The sequence below is a fragment of the Herbaspirillum seropedicae genome (assembly GCF_001040945.1).
Classification (GTDB): Bacteria; Pseudomonadota; Gammaproteobacteria; order Burkholderiales; family Burkholderiaceae_D; genus Herbaspirillum; species Herbaspirillum seropedicae.
In genome coordinates this window covers 4,583,069-4,603,765 of the sequence record NZ_CP011930.1, presented here as the reverse complement: position 1 = coordinate 4,603,765, position 20,697 = coordinate 4,583,069, and the positions used below count along the sequence as shown (strand labels likewise).

The 20,697-nt window shown below is 64.6% G+C and carries 20 protein-coding genes; 5 read left to right on the top strand and 15 right to left on the bottom strand.

Going from position 1 to position 20,697, the window contains the following annotated elements; translation table 11 throughout:
• Positions 1–103 precede the first annotated feature (103 nt).
• Entirely contained in the window at positions 104–322 is a 219-nt protein-coding gene (locus ACP92_RS20030; RefSeq protein WP_231944384.1) for a DUF4148 domain-containing protein, read from the top strand.
• A gap of 52 nt (positions 323–374) precedes the next feature.
• On the opposite strand, the gene ACP92_RS20025 is transcribed toward ACP92_RS20030, so the two are convergent.
• The 14 genes from ACP92_RS20025 to ACP92_RS25260 all read right to left on the bottom strand — a co-directional run bounded on the left by ACP92_RS20025 (position 375) and on the right by ACP92_RS25260 (position 15,440).
• On the bottom strand, positions 375–860 hold the full coding sequence (locus tag ACP92_RS20025; protein WP_013235948.1) for a MarR family winged helix-turn-helix transcriptional regulator: 486 nt from the start codon (positions 858–860) through the stop codon (positions 375–377).
• Positions 838–2,613: an acyl-CoA dehydrogenase gene (locus ACP92_RS20020; protein ID WP_013235947.1), complete on the bottom strand. Its 1,776-nt coding sequence runs from the start codon at positions 2,611–2,613 to the stop codon at positions 838–840. Before ACP92_RS20020 ends, ACP92_RS20025 begins: the two co-directional genes overlap by 23 nt.
• A gap of 13 nt (positions 2,614–2,626) precedes the next feature.
• Positions 2,627–3,178, bottom strand: coding sequence for a DUF3237 domain-containing protein (locus tag ACP92_RS20015; protein WP_013235946.1), 552 nt, complete (start codon positions 3,176–3,178; stop codon positions 2,627–2,629).
• A gap of 58 nt (positions 3,179–3,236) precedes the next feature.
• The gene (locus ACP92_RS20010; protein WP_013235945.1) at positions 3,237–3,992 is read right to left on the bottom strand and encodes an ABC transporter ATP-binding protein; all 756 of its coding nucleotides are present in this window, start codon (positions 3,990–3,992) and stop codon (positions 3,237–3,239) included.
• Positions 3,989–5,782, bottom strand: a complete 1,794-nt coding sequence (locus ACP92_RS20005) for a branched-chain amino acid ABC transporter ATP-binding protein/permease (RefSeq protein ID WP_013235944.1) — start codon at positions 5,780–5,782, stop codon at positions 3,989–3,991. The genes ACP92_RS20010 and ACP92_RS20005 overlap by 4 nt, the downstream gene beginning before the upstream one ends.
• Positions 5,779–6,819: a branched-chain amino acid ABC transporter permease gene (locus tag ACP92_RS20000; protein ID WP_013235943.1), complete on the bottom strand. Its 1,041-nt coding sequence runs from the start codon at positions 6,817–6,819 to the stop codon at positions 5,779–5,781. Before ACP92_RS20000 ends, ACP92_RS20005 begins: the two co-directional genes overlap by 4 nt.
• An 89-nt stretch (positions 6,820–6,908) precedes the next feature.
• Positions 6,909–8,054, bottom strand: a complete 1,146-nt coding sequence (locus ACP92_RS19995; protein ID WP_013235942.1) for an ABC transporter substrate-binding protein — start codon at positions 8,052–8,054, stop codon at positions 6,909–6,911.
• Positions 8,055–8,317: 263 nt separating this feature from the next.
• Complete coding sequence (locus ACP92_RS19990) at positions 8,318–8,737, bottom strand: acyl-CoA thioesterase (RefSeq protein ID WP_013235941.1); 420 nt, start codon at positions 8,735–8,737, stop codon at positions 8,318–8,320.
• A 16-nt stretch (positions 8,738–8,753) separates the two neighbouring features.
• Positions 8,754–9,518 (bottom strand): SDR family NAD(P)-dependent oxidoreductase, encoded by a 765-nt coding sequence (locus ACP92_RS19985; protein ID WP_013235940.1) that lies wholly within the window; start codon positions 9,516–9,518, stop codon positions 8,754–8,756.
• Positions 9,519–9,545: 27 nt separating this feature from the next.
• A complete protein-coding gene (locus ACP92_RS19980; protein ID WP_013235939.1) occupies positions 9,546–10,799 on the bottom strand; it encodes a thiolase family protein in 1,254 nt (417 codons plus the stop codon).
• Between the two features lie 13 nt (positions 10,800–10,812).
• Positions 10,813–12,675, bottom strand: coding sequence for a feruloyl-CoA synthase (locus ACP92_RS19975; protein WP_013235938.1), 1,863 nt, complete (start codon positions 12,673–12,675; stop codon positions 10,813–10,815).
• A 131-nt stretch (positions 12,676–12,806) separates the two neighbouring features.
• Positions 12,807–13,586, bottom strand: a complete 780-nt coding sequence (locus ACP92_RS19970; RefSeq protein ID WP_013235937.1) for a crotonase/enoyl-CoA hydratase family protein — start codon at positions 13,584–13,586, stop codon at positions 12,807–12,809.
• Positions 13,587–13,922: 336 nt separating this feature from the next.
• The gene (locus ACP92_RS19965) at positions 13,923–15,098 is read right to left on the bottom strand and encodes an ABC transporter substrate-binding protein (protein ID WP_013235936.1); all 1,176 of its coding nucleotides are present in this window, start codon (positions 15,096–15,098) and stop codon (positions 13,923–13,925) included.
• 207 nt (positions 15,099–15,305) lie between these two features.
• The gene (locus ACP92_RS25260; protein ID WP_276325956.1) at positions 15,306–15,440 is read right to left on the bottom strand and encodes a hypothetical protein; all 135 of its coding nucleotides are present in this window, start codon (positions 15,438–15,440) and stop codon (positions 15,306–15,308) included.
• A gap of 210 nt (positions 15,441–15,650) precedes the next feature.
• Here ACP92_RS25260 and ACP92_RS19960 point away from each other — a divergent pair, with 210 nt between their 5' ends.
• Entirely contained in the window at positions 15,651–16,748 is a 1,098-nt protein-coding gene (locus tag ACP92_RS19960) for a porin (RefSeq protein ID WP_013235935.1), read from the top strand.
• 154 nt (positions 16,749–16,902) lie between these two features.
• Here the strand turns inward: ACP92_RS19960 and ACP92_RS19955 are convergent, their stop codons facing one another.
• The gene (locus ACP92_RS19955; protein WP_041311227.1) at positions 16,903–17,808 is read right to left on the bottom strand and encodes an IclR family transcriptional regulator domain-containing protein; all 906 of its coding nucleotides are present in this window, start codon (positions 17,806–17,808) and stop codon (positions 16,903–16,905) included.
• A gap of 307 nt (positions 17,809–18,115) precedes the next feature.
• On the opposite strand from ACP92_RS19955, the gene ACP92_RS19950 reads away from it, so the two are divergent.
• From ACP92_RS19950 to pcaF, 3 genes are read left to right on the top strand one after another with little or no spacing between them, the layout of a single operon-like run.
• Positions 18,116–18,790, top strand: coding sequence for a 3-oxoacid CoA-transferase subunit A (locus tag ACP92_RS19950; RefSeq protein WP_013235933.1), 675 nt, complete (start codon positions 18,116–18,118; stop codon positions 18,788–18,790).
• Positions 18,787–19,428 (top strand): CoA transferase subunit B, encoded by a 642-nt coding sequence (locus tag ACP92_RS19945; RefSeq protein WP_013235932.1) that lies wholly within the window; start codon positions 18,787–18,789, stop codon positions 19,426–19,428. The genes ACP92_RS19950 and ACP92_RS19945 overlap by 4 nt, the downstream gene beginning before the upstream one ends.
• Positions 19,429–19,476: 48 nt before the next feature.
• Positions 19,477–20,679 (top strand): 3-oxoadipyl-CoA thiolase, encoded by a 1,203-nt coding sequence (gene pcaF, locus ACP92_RS19940; protein WP_013235931.1) that lies wholly within the window; start codon positions 19,477–19,479, stop codon positions 20,677–20,679.
• Positions 20,680–20,697: the final 18 nt, after the last annotated feature.

Sequence of the window (20,697 nt, the reverse complement as noted above, 5' to 3'; positions counted from 1 at the left end):
AAGAGGAGGGCGATAACATTGCTGCATGGGAATGAAGCATTGATAAGCGATATGCATGAACGCATGTCCGCTGGCATTCCAGGAGCAGATGATGAAGAGCAGCATGAAAAAACTCGGCCTGGCCGCCGCCCTTTCCGTGGCCGTCTTCAGCGCCCACGCGGGCGAGCAGGTGCAGGCGAAGACTGAGCCGGCCACCACCCAGACAGCGACGGCCAGCGCCCATCAGGGCGGTCTCACCCGTGCCCAGGTACTGGAAGATCTGAAGCGTTACCAGCGCGAACACGCCAATCCCAGCTACGCCGAGCTGGTCTTCCTGCGCTGAGGCAGGAGCGCGCAGGGACAGTGCAGGGACAGTGCAGGGACAGTGCAGGGACCTATTGCGGCAGGAACATCTTCTGCAGCAGCCCGATCAGCTGGGCGCGTTCCGCGTCCGAGAGCATCTCGGTGGCCTTGAGCTCCAGCTCGATGGCCGTCTGTTCGGCCTTGGTGCACATGCGCAGGCCCGCTGTGGTCAAGGCCAGCACCTGCGAGCGCCGGTCTTGCGGATTGCGCTGGCGCAGCACCAGGCCGCGCTGCTCCAGGCGGTCCAGCAGCGTTGCCAGGTTGGGCGGGGAAACGTTGATCGCCTTGGACAGGCGTTTCTGGTTGATGTCGGGATTGGCCTTTAGCAGGCTCAGCACCGTGAAATCCACCGGCCGCAATTCGAACTTGGCCATGCGCTTTTCAAACAGCGGCATGATGGTGATATAGGCGCGGCGGCAGTTGTAGCCGACCAGGCTCAATAGCAGCTGCTGGTCCAGCGGCGCGCTGGACGCCGCATCGTCGTCGGAGTCGAAATCAGCTGGCTTCTTGGGCAGCATGGTGATCCAGGTCGGTGGGAAGAGGCGGCAGCCCGGTGGCCAGGCAAGCTTCGATGACGCTGCTCAACTGCTGGACTTCCGCAAACACAAAGGCGAAATGATAGCACGCGGCATCCCGCTTGCCGCCGTACCAGAGCGGGTCCTGCGCCATCGCCGAGAGCGCGCGCCGCCCCGCCCGCAGCCACATCCAGCCCAGCGCGACATGGCCGCACAGGCGCAGCATCTCGTCGGCCACATAATAGGGCAGCGCGGGCGCCTGCGCCGCGGCGGCAGCAATGCGCGAGGCAAAGATCCTTAATTTATCCACAGCCTCGCCCAGCAAGCGCGCTTGTTCTCCAAGCCCTGACGCCTCTGCAATGTCAGCGCGCACAAGCCCGAGGAAATCGTCCAGTCTCCGGCCTTCGTCGCCCAGCACCTTGCGCATCAGGAAGTCGATGGCCTGGATCTCGTTGGTCCCCTCATAGATCATGGTGATGCGCGCATCGCGCATGAACTGCTCGATGCCGGTCTCGACCACATAGCCATGGCCTCCGAAGACCTGCAGGGCGCGGCTGGCGCACTGGAATCCCTGATCGGTGAGGAAGGCCTTGATCACCGGCGTGATGAATTCCAGACGCTCGTGGTGTCGGCTGCGCAGCGCCGCCTCGGGATCATGCTCGGCCAGATCCAGCAGAAGTCCCGCCCAGCAGGTCAGCAAGCGCGCGCCCTCGATGCGACAACGTTGTTCCATCAACAGCTTCTGCACCGCCGGGTGATGCACGATGAGGTCGTTGCCGGAACTGCCCGGCGCGCGCGACTGGCGGCGCTCGCGCGCATAGGCGCTGGCGCGCTGGTAGGCAGCCTCCGCCAGTCCCAGCCCCTGCGCACCCACATGCAGGCGCGCCGCATTCATCATCACGAACATGGCGGCCAGACCCCGTCCGGCCTCGCCGACCAGCCAGGCCTGCGCCTGCTCGAAATGCAGGCTGCAGGTGGCGCTGCCATGGATGCCCATCTTGTGTTCGATGCCCGTGCAATGCACGCCGTTGCGGCTGCCATCGTCCAGCACACGCGGCGCCAGGAACAGCGACAGTCCCTTGCTGCCAGCAGGCGCATCGGGCAGGCGGGCCAGCACCAGGTGGACGATGTTCGGCGTCAGGTCATGCTCACCGCCGGAGATGAAGATCTTGTCGCCGCTAAGGCGATAGCTGCCATCGTCCTGTGGCACGGCGCGCGTGCGCAACTGGCCCAGGTCGCTGCCGGCCTGGGCCTCGGTCAGGCACATGGTGGCCAGCCATTCACCGCTGGCGATCTTGTCCAGGTAGCGCGCCTGCAAGGCCGCTGAACCGTGTGCGGCCAGGCAGGCATAGGCGCCGTGCAGCAAGCCGGGATACATGGTCCAGCCGTGATTGGCAGCACTGAGCATTTCATAGAGCGCGCAGTCGAGCACATGCGGCAAGCCTTGGCCACCATGCTCGGGCGCACAGGCCAGGGCCGGCCAGCCGCCGGCGCAGAATTGCGCGTAGGCGCGCTCAAATCCGGGCGGCGTCGTGACCGTTCCATTTTTGAAACGGCAACCCTCGCGATCGCCAATACCGTTCAATGGCGCCACCACATCGGCGGCGAAGCGTCCAGCTTCTTCCAGCACCTGCATCATCAGATCGCCATCGATCTCGGCGTGCGCCGGCAGGGCGCGCAGGACCTGTGGCGCTTGCAGCACTTCGTCGAGCACGAAGGCGAAGTCGCGCAGGGGAGGGGCATAATGCATGGTCATCACCCGCGCTGCCTCAGTTCAACAGGTAGGCGTCGTACACGACCGCATTGCCCAGGCGCATCGCATAGCCCACGCCCATGGCGCGGTTGAGCCAGTCATATTTCTTGGATGCAGTCTCGAAGTTCATGAACAGGCGGAAGGTATAGCGCGAAGGATCGACCGGCTTGCCCTTGGCCACCTCGGCCATCACCTCCGGCGGACCGTAGCGCACGCCACGGGTTTGCAGGTAGACCAGCTCGCCGTCGTCCAGCTTGAGCAGGTAGCGCGTATCGATGAGGGCCAGGCCGTCGGCGGTCACGGTCTGCCAGTCAGCACCGTTGTTGAGGATCTCGCCATTGATCAGCGGGCCCTTGAAGCTGCCGCCGGTGATCGGGATGATGCGGCGGCGGCCCAGGTCGGAAGTCTTCCCCAGTTCCCATATCGGCGCCACCAGGTCCACCGAGAAGCGCGCCAGGAAGGCCAGCTTGGGTTGCGGCGGCGTCAGCGTGGTATTGTCGGCGTCACTGGCTGCATGCGCCTGCAGGCTCAGGATCAGTGCGGCCAGCAGCAGGAAAAGCTTCTTCATCTTGGTCTCCTCGTGTGATGTGTTTTTGTCATGCCATGGTGCAGAAAACGCCAAGGGCTCAGGAAGCCGCCACCACCTCGGCCTGCGCCTTCTTGCCAAATCCCAGGTAGGCCTGGATCACCTGCGGATCGCCCGCCAGCTGCGCAGACTCCCCTTGCAGGGTGACCTTGCCCAGTTCCAGCACATAGCCGTAGTCGGCGGTCTGCAAGGCCGCGCGCGCATTCTGTTCCACCAGCAGCACCGAGATCCCCGCCGTGCGCAATTCGGAAACGATATGCAGGATTTCCTTGACGATGCGCGGCGCCAGTCCCAGGCTGGGTTCATCCAGCATCAGCAGTTGCGGCTTGGCCATCATGGCGCGGCCGATGGCCAGCATCTGGCGCTCGCCGCCCGAGAGCGTGCCGGCCTGCTGGCTGCGCCGCTCCTTCAGGCGCGGGAACAGGTCGAAGACGGTGGCCAGCTGGTCCAGCGGTTGCGCCTGCCGCAAGCGCAGCCGGCGAAAGCCGCCCAGCAGCAGGTTGTCTTCCACGCTCATGGTAGAGAACAGTTCGCGCCGCTCCGGCACCAGGGCGATGCCAGCCATCACGCGCTGTTCCAGGCTCCAGCGTTCCACCGAGCGGCCCTGGTAGCGCACCGTTCCCTGCGCCGGCAGCACGCCCATGATGGCGTTGAGCAGCGTGGACTTGCCCGCGCCATTGGGGCCGATGACGGTGGCGATGCTGCCGCGTTCCAGCTTGAGATGGATGTCGTGCAGCGCCTGCACCTTGCCATAGCTTGCGCGCAGCTGCGCGACGTCGAGGACCAGTTCACTCATTCGATTCCACCCAGGTAGGCTTCGATCACGGCGGGATGCCGGGCGATCTCTTGTGGCGTGCCTTCGGCGATCTTGGCGCCGAATTCCATCACCACGATGTGGTCGGTCAGTTCCATGACGAATTCCATGTCATGTTCCACCAGCAGGATGCTCATGCCATCGGCGCGCAATTCCTGCAGCACCTTGGAGAGGGCCTGCTTTTCCAGGTGGCGCAGCCCTGCGGCCGGTTCATCGAGCAACAGCAGCAGCGGATCGCAGCACAGGGCGCGGGCGATCTCCAGGATGCGTTGCTGGCCCAGCGCCAGGTTGCCCGCCTGTTCATGCATCAGATGCTGCAGGCCGACGCGATGCAGGGCGCGTGCGGCCTCATCCAGCAGCGCCTGTTCTTCGGCGCGTTCCAGGTGCAGCATGGCGTTGACCGTATTCTTCAGGAATCCTTGCTGGCTGCGCATGTGCGCGCCCAGCGCCACATTCTCCAGCACCGTCATGCCCGGCAGCAGGCGTACGTGCTGGAAGGTGCGGGCAATGCCCAGGCGGGCGATGGCCCGCGCCGGCAGTCCGGCGATATCGCGGCCATTGAAGCCCACGCGTCCGCCGCTGGCGTGCAAGAGGCCCGTCACCAGGTTGAAGGTGGTGGACTTGCCCGCGCCATTGGGCCCGATCAGGCCGACGATCTCGCCCGCCTTGACCTTGAAGGACACATCATTGACCGCCACCAGTCCGCCGAAGCGCTTGTTGATCTGGTCCACCTCCAACAGCGGCGCCCCGCGCGCCACGGCGGCGCGCTTGTCCATCGCCGTCGCATGGGCCACCCGCAGCGGCGCCGGTGCAGTCGGGAAAGCGCGCAGCCACAGCGCCCGCACCCACGGCCACAGGCCGCCGCCTGCGTACTTCAGCAACAGGATCAGGATCAGGCCGAAGACGATGCTCTCATAACTGCCGCCATCGCCCAGCAGCGCCGGCAGCAGCACCTGCAACTGGTCCGACAGCAGCTTCAACACGCCCGCGCCCAGCAGCGCACCCCAGATATGGGCAATGCCGCCGACCACCACGATGAAGAGATACTCGATACCCATCGCCAGGCTGAAGGGCGAGGGATTGACGGTGCGCTGCATGTGCGCAAAGAGCCATCCCGAGACCGACGCCAGCAGCGCGGCGAAGACGAAGATGAGGATCTTGTAGCGCCCCGTATCCACGCCCATGGCCTCGGCCATCGACCGCCCGCCCTTGAGGGCGCGGATGGCGCGGCCCGCACGCGAATCCAGCAGGTTCAGCGAGACCCAGGCCGCGGCCAGCACGATGGCCCAGATCAGGTAGTAGAGGTGGCGTTCCTTGGCCAGGTCCAGTCCCGCCAGTTGCAGTGCAGGGATGCCGGAGATGCCGTCGTACTTGCCCAGGAAATCCACCTTGCCGAACAGGAAGTACAGGCTGATGCCCCAGGCGATGGTGGCCAGCGGCAGGTAGTGGCCCGACATGCGCAGCGTGATGCGGCCCAGCACATAGGCCGACACGCCGGTGATGAAGAGGCCCACCGGCAGCGTCAGCCAGGGCGACACGCCATGCACGGTGGTGAGATAGGAGGTGGTATAGGCGCCCATGCCGACGAAGGCCGCCTGGCCGAACGAGGTCATGCCGCCGATGCCGGTCAGCAGCACCAGGCCGATGGCCACCAGCGCGTAGAGCCCGATGTAGTTGGCCTGGATCACCCAGAACTGCGGCGTGGGCAGCAGCGGGAACAGGGCCAGCACCACCAGCAGGGCGTAGAGAGGGATTCGTTTGTTCATGCTCATTCCTCGTCCTCGTCATGCGCTGGTATGACCAGCGAGCGCCACAGCAGGATGGGCAGCAGCGCCAGGAACACGATCACCTCCTTGAAGTCGCTGGCCCAGAAGGAACTGAAGGATTCCAGCAGGCCCACCAGCAGCGCGCCTCCTGCGGCCGCCGGAAAACTCGCCAGCGCACCGATGGTGGCGGCGACGAAACCCTTCAAGCCGATCAGGAAACCCGAGTCATAAAAAATGGTGCTCATCGGACCGATCAAGACGCCCGACAGAGCACCGATAAACGCTGCCACGGCAAAGGACAATTTGCCAGCCAGCGTCGTGGAGATTCCCATCAATCGCGCCCCCAGACGATTCACCGCCGTGGCGCGCAGCGCCTTGCCATACAGCGTGCGCCCAGAGAAGAACCACAGCGCCACCAGCAGCGCGGCCGCGGCCGCCACCACCACCACGGTCTGGGCGCTGAGCGTCAACGACGCCAGGTTCCAGCGTTCATCCCAGAAGGCCGGCGTGCGGAAGCCCTCCGCACCGAAGAACACCAGTCCCAGGCCGGTCATGGCCAGGTGGATGCCGACCGAGACGATCAGCAGTTGCAGCACGCTGGCATCGGCCATCGATTCATAGACCACCTGGTACATCAGCGGCCCAAGCGCCGTGATGAGCAGCAGCGTCAGCAGGACCTGCACCGGCAGCGCGAACTGCTGGGGCGCGGCCCACCACACCAGCGCGGCAATGACCAGCGGCACACCCAGCGTGCCCAGCAGCGCACGCGGCAACAGCGCCGCCTGGCCGGCGCGCAGCAGTGAGGCGGCCTGCATGCCCGCTGCACAAAGCGCCAGCACCAGCAGCAGCCACAGCGGGCCAGGGCGCTGTCCCTGTTGCAGCATGGCCAGGGTGAGCGCGCCATAGGCGACGAATTCCCCCTGCGGAATGAAGAGGATGCGGGTGACCGTGAAGACCAGCACCAGTGCAATGGCGATCAAGCCATAGACGATGCCGTTGGTCAGGCCATCCAGGGTCAGGATGGCGGCAATGGAGGAGTCCATGTTTAGGGTGTGGTGCAGAAAACGTCAGGCTGGAAAACGGCGGCGCAAGCTGGAGACCTTGCGCCGCCGCGCGGACAGGACAGGACGGATTACGGATTGACCGCCTTCCAGTTGCCGTTCTGGATGGTCAGCATGATGCGGGCATCGTCACCCAGGCCGAAGTGGTCCTTGGGCGAATAGTTCAGCGTGCCCTGCGTGATCTGGATCGGTCCCGAGGTTTCCAGTGCTTCCTTCAAGGCAGCGCGGAAGGCGGGCGTGCCGGGCTTGGCCTTCTTCAGCGCTTCCGGCACCACCTTCTGCAGCACCAACTGGGCGTCATAGGTATGCGCCGCGAAGAGATTGCGGCTGCCCGCGCCGAACTGCTTTTCGTAGCGGGTGACGAAATCCATGGCCAGCTTCTTGGACGCATTGCTGTCCGGCAGTGCTTCGGGCACCACGGCAGGACCGGAGATGACGTAGGCGCCTTCCACATCCTTGCCGCCCAGGCGGATCAGGTCGCGCGAGGCGGCGCTGTGGGTCTGGAAGATCTTGCCCTTGTAGCCGCGTTCGATCAGAGCCTTGTGCGGCATGGCCGCACCGCTGCCGGAAGCCACCACCAGCACGGCGTCCGGATTGGAGCTGACCACGCGCAGGGCTTGCGCAGTGACGCTGGTGTCCGCGCGGGAGAACCGCTCCACCGTGCCCATCTTCATGCCCGCCGCAGTGGCCAGGCGCTGCACCTCCTTGAGCCAGTTCTCGCCATAGGAGTCCGAATAGCCGAGGAAGCCGATGGTCTTCACGCCCAACTTCTTCATCTGGTTCACCACGCCACCGGCCATGACCGCAGTGGACTGCGGCAGGCGGAAGGTCCAGGCATCCTTGCCCTCGGCGGTCTCGATGGGCGAGATGGCCAGCTGCACCGTCTGGGTCTCCAGCGCCACGTCGGCAATGGCCAGGGTGGGCGGGACGGCGGCCGAACCGATGATGAGGTCGACCTTGTCCTCGGCCACCAGGCGGCGCGCATTCTTGCTGGCCTGGGTAGGATCGGTGGCGTCATCGAGGATGATCATCTTGACCTTTTCGCCCGCGATGGTCTCGGGCCACAGCGCAAAGCCGTTCTTGGCCGGAATGCCCAGGCCCGAGCCCGGACCGGTCAACGACATCACCACCCCGATGGTCAGTTCGGCATGCGCGATGCCTGCACAGGCCAGCATCGCTGCCAGCACACCTGCCTTGATTGCCAGTTTCGTCTTCATCTCCGTCTCCTTTGTATTTATGTATCGAATGCTCGATTTATGACGGGCAGGGCTTATGTGTCCTGCCTCGGTTGCTGCTGAATGTTGCTGATTGCTGCCGGTTCGCCTGCACCGCGCGCCGCCGGTGCATTGACTCCCGTTCGGACTGAGTAGCGGCGCAGCCGCGTATCGAAGACACGCCGAGATACGCCGAAGATGCGCCGGAGCGTCTTCGATACGGCCCTTGCGGGCCTACTCAGTCCGAACGGGAGGAGGGTTGCTGTTCAACTGCACATCTCCCTGATATCTGCCGGAATGGGAATGGCCTTGATGCGCGCAGGATCGTCCGGATGACGAATGGCAAAGACGCGCACATCCCGTCCTTCGCACAGCAGCTCACCATCGCGCTTGATCTCATGCTGCATCACGAAGGTCTTGTCATTCCATTCGACGATGCTGGAATGCACCTCTATGCGGTCGCCATAGGTGGCCGGCCGCACGAAGCGCGAACTGATGTCCACCACGGGCGTGCCAATGATGCCGCGCGTCTTTTCGGTATCGCGCCAGGGCGGCACGCCACATTCATGGAAGAAGTTGCGCGAGGCCGCGTCATACCAGCGGAAGAAATTGGGAAAGTAGACGATGCCGGCCGGATCGCAATCGCCGAACTCCACGCGCACTGGATGAATGATGGTTTTGCTCATGCGTGCTCCTCGGTGCTCAACGCGGTGCCAGGCGCAATGCGCCATCGAGTCGGATCACTTCGCCGTTGAGCGAAAGATTGGTGGCGATATGCAAGGCCAGCTGCGCATATTCCTCTGCCTTGCCCAGGCGCTTGGGGAAGGGGATGGACGACGCCAGCGATTGCTGCACCTCTTCCGGCAGCTTGTAGAGCAGCGGCGTCAAGAACAGCCCCGGCGCAATGGTGACCACGCGGATGCCGTATTGCGCCAGGTCGCGCGCCAGCGGCAGGGTCATGGCGGTGATGCCGCCCTTGGAGGCAGCATAGCCGGCCTGCCCGACCTGGCCATCGAAGGCGGCTACCGAGGCGGTAGCAACGATGACGCCGCGCTCGCCCTCGGCCAGCGCTTCTGCGGCAGCCATGCGAGCGGCGGCCAGGCGGATCACGTTGAAGGTGCCGATCAGGTTGACGTTGACGATGCGGCTGAAGTCCTCCAGCGGCATCGGCTTGCCATCCTTACCCACCATGCGCTTGGCGCCGCCGATGCCGGCGCAGTTGATGAGGATGCGCGGTGCGCCGTTGGTTTGCTGGGCTGCCTGGAGTGCGGTCTCCACCGAGTCGCTGTCGGTGATGTCGCAGCGCACGGCGTGGCAGCGCAGTTCATCGGCCAGGGCCTGGGCCGCTTCCATGTTGACGTCCAGGATGGAGACACGCGCGCCGGCCTGTACCAGCTGGCGCACGGTCTCTGCACCCAGTCCCGAGGCGCCGCCGGTGACCAGGGCGGCTTGTCCTTGCAGTTGCATGAAGTCTGTCCTTGTTCAATGAGACTATCAGTGGGAAGCCGAGGGATTTTCCAGCAGCAGCGCAATGCCCTGGCCGCCGCCGATGCAAGCCGACGCCACGCAATAGCGCGCACCCCGGCGATTCATCTCGCGCGCGGCGGTGATCGACAGGCGCACGCCGGTCGCCGCCAGCGGATGACCCAGGGCAATGGCGCCGCCGTTGACGTTGAGGCGTTCGCGATCGATGCCCAGCTCACGTTCCACCGCCACGATCTGTGCGCCTTGCGCTTCGTTGATCTCGAAGCAGCCGATGTCGGCCACCGTCAGGCCGTTGCGTTCCAGCAGGGTGCGGATGGCCGGCACCGGGCCGATGCCCATGATCTCCGGCGGCACGCCCGCGACCGCCGCTGCGACCACACGGGCCAACGGCGCCTTGTCGTTGCGGCGTACGTAATCGCCGGAAGCGACGATAGTGGCGGCCGCCGCATCCACCAGCGCCGAGCTGTTGCCGCCGGTCTGCACGCCATCCGGATAGAGCGTGCGCAGCTTGGCCAGCACTTCCACCGGGGAGGGGCGCGGATGGGTATCGGCGGCGGCCTCGCTGAGCTTGCCCTGCAGCTTGATGTGGCGGTCGTTGTAGCCGTCGAGGCGGAAGGTCTCGTTGACCACCGGCACGATCTCGCCCGCGTGGAAGCCCGCCGCTTGCGCCTTCAGGGCGCGCTCGAAGGAATAGGCCGCGTATTCATCGACCTCGGCGCGGGTGATGCCGTACTTCTTCGCCAGGTTCTCAGCCGTCTGCGGCATGGTGATGCCGGGGGCCGGATCGACCAGCGCTTCCCACATGTAGTCCTGGAATTCCACCGGTGCACCCAGCTTAAAGCCGCTACGATGACCGAAGGCGGCAATGGGATTGCGCGTCATCGATTCGCTGCCCACGATCAGCGCCGCCTCGGTATAGCCGCGCTCGATCTGGTCGCCGGCCTGGCGGATCAGTTCGAAGCCGGTGCCGCAGATGCGCTGGACCATGATGGCCGGCGTGCTGATCGGCACCCCGGCATACAAGCCGATGTGACGCGGCAGCATGTACTGGTAGGCGTCGCCGGGGGCCATGTTGCCGGCCACCACCGAGCCGATGTCAGCCGGGTCGATGCCAGTGCGCGCCAATACCTCACGCGCCACCTTGATGCCCATGTCGGTGGGCGAGAGCTGGCTGAAGCTGGTGCAGTAATCCACCATGGGCGTGCGCACGCCGCCGACGAGCCAGATGTCCTTGAAGCTGGAGTAGAACGCTGCTTGTGCCATGTCTGATGCTTCCTCAATGAGCGGGTGAGAGCGCAGGCTGTACGGTCAGCACGGCTGGATCGGTACCCGCGTAAAGTGTCTCCACCAGGGCGGCGCGATGGGTCAGCACCGCACGCTGGTTGATGGAGCCCTTGTCGGTGATTTCGCCGCGATCGAACGAGGGCGGATCGACCAGCACCAGCGCCCGCGTCACCCGGTTGGAGCTGCCGGTGGCGTGGCTCTGCAGGCGATCCAGCACGCCCTGGAAGAAGTCCCGCACCGGCGCCGCATTGAGCACCTCGGCGCGCGACGCCTCTGCCGGCAGGCGCGCCAGCTGGCGGCAGCGCTCGATGTTGGGGACGATCAGCATGCCGATTTCCTTGCGGTCCTGGCCGGTGATGACGGCGTCCTGCAGATAGGGCGCGCCTTCATGCGCGATCAGTGCGCGCAGCGGACCCACGCTGACCCAGGTGCCGGTATAGAGCTTGAAGTCCTCGGCCACGCGGCCATCGAACATGAAGCCGCGATCCGGATGGGCCGGGTCCAGCCAGCGCACCGCATCACCCGAGCGGAAGTAACCCTCCTCGTCGAAAGCCTCGGCGGTCTGCTCCGGTGCGCGCCAGTAACCGGGCGTGACATTGGGGCCGCGATAGCGGATCTCGATCTTGTCGCCATTGGGGACCAGCTTGATTTCCATGCCCGGCGTGGGAATGCCGATCTGGCCGGCCTGCACCTCCAGATCGGCCACGAACAGCGCCGAGGGCGAGGTCTCGGTCATGCCCAGCCCGCAGCACATGACGATGCGCTCGCCGCAGGTCGCTTCCGCAGTGGCGTGCAGCTTGTCCCACACCGGTTGCGCCAGGGCCGCGCCGGCATAGAACTGCATGCGCAGCCGGCTGTAGAATTTCTCGCGCAGGGCCTGGTCCTTCTCCAGCGCGTGGGCGATGCCTTCCCAGCCGACCGGCACGTTGAAGTACACGGTCGGGGAAATGTCATGCAGGTTGGCCAGGGTGGTGGCCAGGCCCTGCGGCGTGGGCTTGCCCTCGTCGATGTACATGGTGCCGCCGTTGTAGAGCACGATGCCCACGTTGTGGTTGGCGCCGAAGGTATGGTTCCACGGCAGCCAATCGATCAGGATGGGCGGCTCTTCGCCCAGGAAGGGGAAGGTCTGCACGATCATCTGCAGGTTGCTGCACATCATGCGCTGGGTGTTGATGACCGCCTTGGGCATCTTGGTCGAGCCCGAGGTGAAGAGGAACTTGACGATGGTCTCGGGACCGGTGGCGGCAAAGGCGCGCTCGACTTCGTCGCCGGCGCGGGTGGCTTCCAGTTCGGCGTAGAGCGTGCATTCGCGCCCGGCCGGCGGTGCTTCGGTGACGACGAATTCGATCTCCGGAGCGACCGCATTGACGGCGGCGGCGAACTTCTCGCCATGGGCGGCGAAGATCAGCCCGGGGGTGAGCAACTGCACCGCGTGGCGCAGCTTGGCGTAATCCTTGGACAGCAGCGAGTAGGCCGACGACACCGGCGCATACGGCACGCCCGCATAGTGGCAGCCCAGCACCAGCATGGCGTGCTCGAGGTCGTTCTCGGAGAGGATCAGCAGCGGGCGCTCCGCCGACAGACCCCGCTGCAGCAGCGCCTGGCCGATGCGGCGCGCGCTTTGCAGCGCCTGGCCGTAACTGATGCGACGCCATTGTCCATCCTGGTCACGGCGGGCCATGTAGGTGCGATCGGGATCGACCGTGGCCCAGTGGATCAGTTTGTCGGTCAGGCGTGCCGGATAGGCGTCCAGCGGCTGGCGGGTCTTGACGATGGAGACGCCGTCGGCGCCCGGCACGACGTCAACGCCGCCGATGCCGAACCTGAAGCTGCGATAGCGAGGTGGAGTGTTCATACATGTCTCTGTGGTGTGATTCTCCCGGTCAGTGCCGGGAGATGTGTTGTTATCTGCTGCGCTGTATGACTGACTTGCTCGATGCTTGATGCCTGCTGCCCGATCGGCTGCGCGCTCGAGGCGCTCAAGGATCAGACTGGCTTGACCTTGTTCTGCTTCAGGTCGAGGAAGGCCGCCAGCCGTCCCTTGGTATCGGGATCGCTGCCGGCCACGGCGGCCATGAGCGATTCGGTCATGAGGCCGTCCTGGATCGATTGGTCATGGATGCGCGGCAGCACATGCATGACGCCATAGTTGGTCATGGGCGCATTGCGGGCGATGCGTTCGGCCAGTTCGCGCGCCTTGTCCATGCCGGCGCCGGCGTCCACGCTGTATTGCGGGATGCCGGCCTGATGGCCTTCTTCCGCCGAGAGCACGCGTCCGGTCAACATCATGTCGGTCATGCGCGCCACGCCGATGAGGCGCGAGATCCGCACCGAACCGCCGCCGCCGACGAAGAGACCGCGCTGGCCTTCCGGCAGGCCATAGAAGGTGCTCGGTTCGGCCACGCGGATATGGGCTGCCGCCGCCAGTTCCAGGCCGCCGCCGATGACAGCGCCATGCAGCACCGCGATGACCGGCACGCGGCCAAAGGCGATCTGTTCGAAGGCGGCGTGCCACATGCGCGAATGGTGCAGGGACTCGGTGGTGTCGCGCTCGCGCAGTTCGGACAGGTCCAGGCCGGCGCAGAAGTGCTCGCCATGGCCCCGCAGGATGGCGACCTTCACGCCCTCGGGCAGGTTCTCGAAACAATCGCGGATGGCGCGCACCAGCGGATCGTTCAAGGCATTGCGCTTGGCGGCGCGGTTGAGCGTGATCTCGGCGATCGCGCCATGCTGCTGGATGTCAAGGAGCTCGCTGTGCTGGTTCATTGTCTCTGGTCGTTGGCTTTGATTGTTCTGATGATGCTGGAGGTCGCCCGTCGTGGCGTCGTCACCGGTCTCGAAATTAGTTATAAGTTAGAACTGTTTTTCAGTATAAGTAAATGTTCGGTAAACGCAAGCGCCATCTGTGTTTTTGTCTGTGCGATAAAAATAAAACCGGGCGGTAGCCGAACAAAAAAAGCAGGGCTGCCATGTTGCGCCGCATCGCATCGACGGCCTTGCAGAGGTGAAGGCTTGCGTCGGCCCGCGTGGCTGGCGCAGGCGCAAACAAAAACGCCGGTGTGCGCTGCATCACCGGCGTTTCCGTGGAGTAAGGAGGGGCGTTTATTTGCCGGTGTCCTTCATGTTCTCGAACTTGTCGAACTCGACGTTGTAGGCTTCATTGCCGATCTTCTCGACCTTGCGCACATAGACCGTCTGCACGATGTCGCGCGTGGCCGGGTCGATGGCGATCGGGCCGCGCGGGCTGGTGAACTTCATGGTCTTGAGGATGGCCATGGCGCGGTCGCCGTCGATCTTGCCGTTCAGTTTCTTGCTGACCTCGTAGATCGCGTTCATGCCATCATAGGCCGCCACCGCCATGAAGTTGGGCCGGCCAGCGCCCGGATTGGCAGCGGCAAAGCTTTTCAGGAAGGCCTTGTTCTCCGGCGAATCATGCGCGGCCGAATAGTGGAAGGTGGTGATCACGCCCAGCGTGGATTCGCCCATGGCGGGCATGACGTGGTCATCGGTGAGATCGCCCGTGGCGATGACCTTGATCCCGGCCTCGGCCAGTCCGCGCTCGCGATAGCCCTTCATGAAGGCAATGCTCTGCTCGCCGGCCGGCACGAAGATGAACACCGCCTCTGGCTTGGCGTCCTTGATGCGCTGGATGTAGGGCGCGAATTCAGGATTGCGCAGCGGCACCCGGATCGATTCCAGCACCTGGCCGCCACCGCCCAGCAGATTGGTCTTGAAGGCGGTCTCGGCGTCGATGCCCGGGCCGTAATCGGCCACCAGCGTGACCACCCGCTTGATGCCGTTCTTCAGCGCCCAGGTCGCCATGGGGCCGGAGACCTGCGGCAGCGTCATCGAAAAGCGCGCGATGTAGTTGGACTTGGTGGTGATCACCGAGGTGGCGGCGTTCATGATGATCATCGGCTTCTTGGCCTGCTCGGCGATGGGCGCCACCGCCAGCGCTTCGGGCGTGAGGCCGAAGCCGGCCAGGAAGTCCACCTTCTCGCGCACCACCAGTTCCTGCGCCAGGCGCTTGGCGATCTCCGGCGAGGGACCGGTGGTGTCCTTGATGATGATCTGGATCTTCTTGCCCGCCACCTGGTCGCCGTGCTGCGCCATGTAGGCCTTGATGCCGCCTTCCATCTGCTTGCCGTAGTCGGCGAAGGGGCCGGAGAAGGCGGCGATGAGTCCGACCTTGATGGTTTCCTGGGCTTGCGCCAGCGACGCCAGCAAGCCGCCCGATGCGGCCATCACGGCCAGCAGTGCAATCTTCTTGAACCTCATGTTTCAGTCTCCTTTGTGATTGTGTTGTGTAGCAATGAGTGAGCGGTTCTGCTGCCGTCCTGATTGTCTCATCGCCGGTCCGACTGTTGCAGACGGACGACGCATCGATTTCCCTTCCTTGGCTCGCCTTGTTGACAAAGCTTCGGTGCGGACAATAGTATCGCACCATCTGTTCGGTTAACAAACCGATGTGCGATAACCGAACGGCTAATAAAAAGTTATAAAAAATAAGCAAAGAGACGCTTCATCCTGCGACGCCTGATTTGTGGTGTCGATCAATCCGTTTTCTTGACGTGACGCCCCTGGCGTTGCGGTAGCAAGCATGCCGATGGCCTGGGCCATGGGGCGGGGGCTTCCTTTGGCCCGCGCCTGCCATGTCGCTCGCCTTGGTACCGTGGTATTCGCAACAGGCAATATCAGCAGCACCAGAAGGCGTGGGCGTACCCAAGCCCACCCGGCAGGCGAGCAGCGAATCGCCCGCGCGTCATGAGGAGGGACGCGCAGGCAGCAGACCAGCCACTCATCTTTCATTGAAATCAGGAGGAGACAGTAATGACAAGAAAAATCAGCTTGCACGCAGTAGCCTTGGCCGCTGCCTTGTGCGCCAGTTCGGCCATGGCGCAGAGTTCGGTGACCATCTACGGCATCATCGATACCGGCGTGGTCTATACCACCAACGCCAACGCCAACGGCAACTCGGTCTTCAAGATGCCTTCGCTGACCGGCAGCTTCCCGTCGCGCATCGGCTTCAAGGGAACCGAAGACCTGGGCGGTGGATTGCAGGCGATGTTCGTGCTGGAGTCCGGCTTTGCGCCTGACACTGGCGCCATGGGCCAGGGCGGCCGCCTGTTCGGACGGCAATCCTATGTGGGCCTGAAGAACAGCTGGGGCCAGCTGATGCTGGGCCGGCAAGTCAACATGACCTATCTGTCGCAATTGAAGACTGATGTCATGGGGCCCAACCTCTTCGCCATCGGCAGCATCGACGCCTATCTGCCCAATGCCCGCAGCGATAACGCCATCGGCTACCTGGGCAACTTCAGCGGCTTCACCGTCGGCGCCACCTACAGCTTCGGACGCGATGCCGCCGGTCCGGCCGGCCCTGCGGCCACCAACTGCCCGGGCGAAGTGGCCGGCAACAGCAAGGCCTGCCGCCAGGTCACGGCCTTGCTCGGCTACGATGGCAAGGGCTGGGGCGTGACCAGTTCCTATGACATCCTCTACGGCAATACCGGTGCATCCAATGGCATGACCAGCAGCGACAACACCGACCAGCGCGTGACCCTGAACGGCTACTTCATGCTGGGCGACGTCAAGATCGGCGGTGGCGTGGTGGACCGCCGCACCCGTGCAGCGGCCAATACCAATACCGATTCCGATCTCTACTACCTGGGCGTGAGCTATCCGTTGAGCGTGGCGCTGGTGCTGGATGCGCAGGTCTCGCGCCTGGATGTGAAGAACAGCCCCAACGATGTGACCCTGTCGGTGGCGCGCCTGACCTACAACCTGTCCAAGCGCACGGCCGTCTATGGCTCGCTGGGCTACATCAAGAATGGCGGTACTTCCAGCGTCGCCCTCGATGCGGGCGGCACGGTCGGTGCAGGCAAGAACCAGCTGGGCGTGATGACGGGCATCCGTCATACCTTCTGATAGCGTGGATGTCTGCGCGTCTGAGCTGAAACGCTCTTGAGGAGGATGGCGCACCCGGAAGCCAGCGAGGGTGCGCCGACATCCGCAGTATCGCAAGGGCAGTCGCTGCCCTTGCCTTCGGTCCGGCTGCCGCAAGGGGGCCGGACCGGTTTTTTCAGGGCAGCAGCACCGACAGTTCCTGCGCGCCGCGCAAGAGCACGGGAAGGATTTCCTCCTCCATCTGCGCCACCGAGACGCGCGCGGCCTGTGCGCCTACATTGAGTGCGGCCAGCACATTGCCCGATGCGCCGCGCACTGGCACGGCGATGGAACGCAGGCCCACTTCCAGCTCTTCATCGATGACCGCATAGCCATTGGCGCGCACGCCGGCCAGGATATCGCGCAGGCGTTTCTGCGACACCACGGTCTTCTCGGTCAGGGCGCGCAGCTTGACCTTGTCGAAATAGGCCTTGAGCTGATCCTCCGGGAGGTGCGCCAGCATGGCCCGGCCCAGCGACGTGCAATAGGCCGGCAGGCGGCTGCCGGTATTGAGCGCCACCGACATCACCCGCGAGGCCGCCGAGCGTGCCACATACAGCACTTCATGGTCGTCCAGCACCGCCAGCGAGCAGGACTCGCCCAGGGTGCGGCTGATGTTGTTCAGATAGGGCTGTGCCGAAACGGTCAGCGGGGTGGACGACAGGTAGGAGTAGCCCAGCGTGAGGATCTTGGGGCGCAGCGAGAAGTTGTTGACGTCCGAATCGGCATAGCCCAGCTGTTTCAGGGTATGCAGGCAGCGCCGCACGGCTGCGCGCGGGATGCCGGTCTTCTGGCTGATCTGGGCGATGGTCAGGCTGCGGCGCGAATCGCTGAAGGCGCGGATCACCGCCAGCCCGCGCGCCAGCGAGGTCATGAAGCTGGGATCGGTGAGGGCGTCGATCTCTTGGGCAATGGTCAGCTCGCGTTCGGCTTCAGCTTCGGCGGCCGGCTCGGGCGCCGGCTTGCGGGCCTTGCGGACGGGCTCGGCGGCAGCGCGCTTGGGCGCGCTCTTGCGGGGCTTGGCGGCGGGAGTGGTGGGCATGGGCGCGGATGGGCTCAGGTTGGAGTTGGACAAGAGTGCGTCAGGATTCTAACGGTTTGTGCGGCAAGCGAACACATCCTGCGGGTTTTTCTTGACGGCCGTCAAGCCGGATCGCTAAACTCTTTTTGTGCGAAAATCAAACATTAGTTCGGTGATCGAACATCGCGGTGCAGAAAAAGTCAACCCGCGCATGGCCGCCCACACCGACGCAGACGAGCCCGTAACCCGCCTGGCTGCACCTGGTGAACACGTGCGACGGGCATCCAGCAGGCGCAGTTGCACGCGCCGCATCTAAAGTGAGAGCAACGTGATCAATAAAATTTCTGACTCCCTGGAGCAGGCGGTGGCCGACATCCATGACGGCGCCACCATCATGATCGGCGGCTTTGGCAATGCCGGCATGCCCTCGGCCCTGATCGATGCGCTCATCGCCCAGGGCGCGCGCGACCTGACCATCGTCAACAACAATGCCGGCAACGGCGAAACGGGCCTGGCCGCATTGCTCAAGACCAAGCGCGTGAAGAAGATCGTCTGTTCCTTCCCGCGCCAGAGCGATTCGCAGGTGTTCGACGCCCTCTACCGCAGCGGCGAGATCGAACTGGAACTGACCCCGCAGGGCAACCTGGCCGAGCGCATCCGCGCCGCTGGCGCCGGCATCGGCGGCTTCTTCAGCCCGACCGGCTACGGCACCATGCTGGCCGAAGGCAAGGAAACCCGCGAAATCAATGGCCGCCATTACGTGCTGGAGTCGCCCATCCATGCCGACTTCGCGCTGATCAAGGCGCTGCGCGGCGACCGCTGGGGCAACCTGGTGTATCGCAAGACGGCGCGCAACTTCGGTCCCATCATGGCCATGGCCGCCAAATGCACCATCGCGCAGGTGAGCGAAGTGGTGGAGCTGGGCCAGCTCGATCCGGAAAACATCGTCACGCCCGGCATCTTCGTGCAGCGGATCGTGCAAACCAAGGAGGCACAGCAATGAAGCGCTTTACCCGCGAAGAGATCGCCGCCCGCGTGGCGCAGGACATCCCTGAAGGGGCTTACGTGAACTTGGGTATCGGCCTGCCCACCAAGGTGGCCAACTACCTGCCGGCGGACAAGGAAATCTTCCTGCACAGCGAAAACGGCGTGCTGGGCATGGGCCCCGCGCCCGCTCCCGGCGAGGAAGACGAAGACCTCATCAATGCCGGCAAGCAGCCGGTCACGCTGCTGACGGGCGGCGCCTATTTCCATCACGCCGATTCCTTCGCGATGATGCGTGGCGGCCATCTCGACATCTGCGTGCTGGGCGCCTTCCAGGTCTCGGCCAAGGGTGACCTGGCCAACTGGCACACCGGCGCGCCCGACGCCATTCCCGCCGTCGGTGGCGCCATGGACCTGGCCATCGGCGCCAAGCAGGTGTTCGTGATGATGGACCACCAGACCAAGACTGGCGAAAGCAAGCTGGTGGAGGCCTGCTCCTATCCGCTCACCGGCATCGGCTGCGTCAACCGCATCTACACCGACCTTGCCGTCATCGACGTGACCCCGCACGGCCTGCAGGTGCGCGAGATCGTCGAGGGGCTGTCCTTCGACGAACTGCAGAAGCTGACCGGCGCGCCGCTGCGCCCGGCGGCCTGAGCCCGCCCGTTCTATCGACCTTATTGTTGTCATCGCTGTGAGGAATCCATGAAAGACGTATTTATCTGTGACGCCATCCGCACCCCCATCGGCCGTTATGGCGGCGCGCTCAAGGACGTACGCGCCGATGATCTCGGCGCCGTGCCGCTGCGCGCACTCATGGAGCGCAACCCGCAGGTGGACTGGAAGGCCGTCGATGACGTCATCTATGGCTGCGCCAACCAGGCCGGCGAAGACAACCGCAACGTGGCGCGCATGTCGCTGCTGCTGGCCGGCCTGCCGCAGGAAGTGCCGGGCAGCACCATCAACCGCCTGTGCGGCTCCGGCATGGATGCGCTGGGCACGGCCGCGCGCGCCATCAAGTCCGGCGAGACCCAGCTGATGATCGCCGGCGGCGTCGAATCGATGACCCGCGCGCCCTTCGTGATGGGCAAGGCTGACAGCGCCTTCTCGCGCCAGGCGGCGATCCAGGACACCACCATCGGCTGGCGTTTCGTCAATGCGCTGATGAAGCAGAAGTATGGCGTCGACGCCATGCCCGAGACGGCGGAGAATGTCGCCGTCGACTTCAAGGTCAGCCGCGCAGACCAGGACCAGTTCGCCGTGCGCAGCCAGGCCAAGGCCGCTGCCGCGCAAGCCAATGGCACGCTGGCGCAGGAGATCGTGCCGGTGGTGATCCCGCAGAAGAAGGGCGACCCCATCACCGTGACCCAGGATGAGCATCCGCGTGCGACCAGCATGGAAGCGCTGGCGCGCCTGAAGGGCGTGGTCAAGCCCGACGGCAGCGTCACTGCCGGCAATGCCTCGGGCGTCAACGATGGCGCCTGCGCCTTGCTGCTGGCCAGTGCCGAAGCGGTGGAAAAGTACCAGCTCAAGCCGCGCGCCCGCATCCTGGGCATGGCCACGGCTGGTGTGGCGCCGCGCATCATGGGCATGGGCCCGGCCCCGGCCAGCAAGAAAGTGCTGGCGCAGCTAGGGATGACTATCGACCAGATGGACGTGATCGAACTCAATGAAGCCTTCGCCTCGCAAGGCCTGGCCGTGCTGCGCGAACTGGGCGTGGCTGATGATGATGCACGTGTCAATCCCAACGGCGGCGCCATTGCACTGGGCCATCCGCTGGGCATGAGCGGCGCGCGCCTGGTGACCACTGCCACCTACCAGCTGGAACGCACCGGTGGCCGCTACGCGTTGTGCACCATGTGCATCGGCGTGGGGCAGGGGATCGCGATGGTGATCGAGCGCGTGTGATGGGCCGATGATGAAGAT